The 1117-nt window shown below is 46.3% G+C and carries 2 protein-coding genes; both read left to right on the top strand.

Features of this window, described 5'->3' with window-relative positions; genetic code table 11:
- A partial coding sequence (locus tag B7Y67_RS18965) for a glycosyl hydrolase family 28-related protein (RefSeq protein WP_293599959.1) occupies positions 1–629 on the top strand: 629 nt, incomplete at its 5' end.
- The coding region (locus B7Y67_RS18970; RefSeq protein ID WP_293599960.1) for a hypothetical protein at positions 622–1117 on the top strand (496 nt) is incomplete at its 3' end. The genes B7Y67_RS18965 and B7Y67_RS18970, both read left to right, overlap by 8 nt.

Genomic DNA, 1117 nt, shown 5'->3' on the forward strand with positions numbered 1-1117 from the left:
GAGCTAATAACCTGCTGGGCTTTGATGCATCCGGCAATCCTGTGGCGGTTGTTCCTGCATCGGGAAGCGCTGCTGATGTTTTGGTACAGCTTGCCAACAACACCGACCCAGCCAAGGGCTCGGCACTGGTGGGCTATTTGCCTAGCGGCACGGGCGCGGCGGGTCGCACAGTACAAAGCAAGCTGCGCGAGAGCGTGAGCGTTAAGGATTTTGGTGCTGTTGGCGATGGTGTAACTGATGACACGCCTTCAATACAAGCAGCAATCAATGCCGTCAAAGCTGCTGGAAAAGGGGCAATATATATTCCGCCAGGTACGTATCTTATCAGTTCAGCTTTAATTCTGACCGGCGTATCAAATATGTTAATTTATGGAGCAGGTAACGACTCCACAATTATTCAAACAAATTCTGCAACAGCTGACGTTTTTTACGATGCTGGTATTTCATATTGGCGCACATTCAAAGATTTTTCCATTGCCTCCAGTGTAACAAAAACCGCTGGCAATTCGTTTAATTTGACAAACGAACGGCGCGCATTATTTGATCGTATCCGCATAACAGGACATTTTAATCAACTCGTGCTTTTTGCGCGGCGAAGACGATGTATCTCAAAGCAATACCTTGGGTAACTATGGAATTGTGATTTATGATGTTGATGCTGTGTTTGCCGTAAACACCGACATCGGAGCATTTTTAATCAGCGACATGTTGATTAACCCCAACACGCGAGCAGCAAACCATTACTTTACGCAATGTTTTTTTGACTCCACCAAATCGTCAGATTGTGTGACGATTCAAGGCGCAGGCACAAAACAGCAATTGAACTTTAACGCTTGCTGGTTTGCCTCTGCTGGAAAATTGACTGGCGGCAACATTGAAGCGTGTGGCCTTCGAGTTTTTGACACGGGGCTTTATCAAGACATTATTTTCTCGGGCTGCAAATTTTATAACAACAGCGGTTCTGGAGTTTTGTCGGAAGCCAAGAATTGGGATGCAGCATTCAGTGGCTGCAATTTTTTCGCCAACGGCGCAAGCGCAGTAACAAATAAATATGGGTTTTTTTGGGCGCCAGCAGCAGTTAGTTCTTTAGGTCCAAACTTGTCGGCTTGCCGTTTTG

The organism is Polynucleobacter sp. 35-46-11, from assembly GCF_002281105.1.